The 1,710-nt window shown below is 74.0% G+C and carries 2 protein-coding genes; both read left to right on the forward strand.

What is annotated here, in order from left to right; all coding sequences use genetic code 11:
* A partial coding sequence (locus E0L17_RS10835) for an ABC transporter ATP-binding protein (RefSeq protein WP_286163467.1) occupies nt 1-953 on the forward strand: 953 nt, incomplete at its 5' end.
* On the forward strand, nt 950-1,710 hold a 761-nt coding region (locus E0L17_RS10840; protein WP_206109134.1), incomplete at its 3' end, for a hypothetical protein. The genes E0L17_RS10835 and E0L17_RS10840, both read left to right, overlap by 4 nt.

Consider the following 1,710-nt stretch of genomic DNA (forward strand, 5'->3'; position numbering starts at 1 on the left):
GCGTGAACGTCATCGAGACGCACGGCCTCACCAAGCGCTACCGCCGCAAGCTGGCCGTGGACAACCTGGACATGACCGTCGCCGCCGGCGACATCTACGGCTTCGTGGGCAAGAACGGCTCCGGCAAGTCCACCACGATGAAGATGGTCTGCGGCCTGGCGCGCCCGACGGCGGGCGAGGTCGTCCTCTTCGGCGACCCGGAGCGCGGCGGCGCCACGCCGCAGGGCTTCTCGCGCATCGGCGCCCTCATCGAGAGCCCGGGCGTGCTCGCAAGCCTCACCGCGCGCGACAACCTCGTCGCCAAGGCGCTCGCGCTCGGCATGACGCACGCGGGCCAGGTGGCGGACGACCTGCTCGCCCTCGTGGGCCTGGACCCCGCGGACCGCCGCCGCGTGAAGGCCTACTCGCTCGGCATGAAGCAGCGCCTGGGCCTTGCCCTCGCGCTCGTGGGCGGCCCCGACCTGCTGCTCCTTGACGAGCCCTTCAACGGCCTCGACCCGGAGGCCACGCGCGCCATGCGCCTCGCGCTCGTGCGCCTCAACCGCGAGCGCGGCGTCACGGTCATGATCTCCTCCCACGTGCTCGACCAGCTCGACCGCGTGGCCACGCGCTTCGGCGTCATCGCGGGCGGCCGCCTCGCGGCCGAGCTCACCGACGAGGAGCTCCACGAGCGCCGCGGCAGCTCCGTTCGCGTGCGGCTGGCGGCGCCGGAGCGCGGCCTCGCCCTGCTCGAGCAGGCGCTCCCGCAGGCGGCCTTCCGCGCGGAGCCCGACGGCGCGCTCGTGGTCACGGGCGCCCCGCTCGACGAGGTCAGCGCCGCGTGCTTCTCGGCCGGCGTCGAGGTCCGCGAGCTCGCCCAGCAGGAGCGCGACATCGAGGAGTACTTCGTCGAGCTCATGGGCGTGGAAAAGGGACAGGCGCCTTCGCACGCGGGGGACGGTGAGGCCCGATGATCGCCCTGCTCCGCTCGGACGCCTACCGCGTCCTGCGCTCCCGCTGGATCTGGGGCGCGGCCGCCATCGTGGCGCTTCTCCTGCTCGCGCCGGCCGTCATGATGCGCTGGACCGGCATGGGACCCGTCCGCTACGACGACCTCACCGGCTCCGCGCTCTCCATGGGCGGCGTCCAGATCCTCGCCGCGGCCATGGCGGCCATCGTGTGCTGCGACCGGACCGACATCGGTTTCGCGCGGTCGATTCTCTCGTCCCTCGGCGAGCGCGCCCGCATGCTCTGGTTCGCCGAGAAGTGCGTCCTCTCGCTGGCGCTTGCCGCCGCGCTGACCGTGCTCGCGTTTGCGGCTGGGCTTCTCGGCCTGCTGGTCTCCGGGGTTCCGGTGGCGAGCCCCGAGCCCGCGTGGCAGGCGGCGGCCTGGCTCGGCTGCACGTGGCTCTGCGCCGCGCCCTACGTCGTGCTCACCGCGCTCGTGGGGCACCTCACGAGGAGCGAGGGCGTGACCATGGCGTTTGCGGTGCTCGGCGCCGGGGGGCTGCTCGAGGGCGGCCTGCTCATCGGGATCGACTTCCTGCGCGCGCTTGCCGGCGGAGAGTTCCTCGCGGTGACGGCCGCCGTGGGCCCGTGGATGCCCGCGGAGATCGCGTCCGCGGTCGGCGCCGGCGCGCGGGCCATGCTCTCCGCCGACAACGCGGTGCGCCTGGCACCTGCCGTTCGCGCGCTCATCGTCTGCCTGCCGCTCGCCGCCGCGGCCGTCGC

This window comes from Olsenella sp. SW781, assembly GCF_012027725.1.
Lineage (GTDB): Bacteria > Actinomycetota > Coriobacteriia > Coriobacteriales > Atopobiaceae > Thermophilibacter.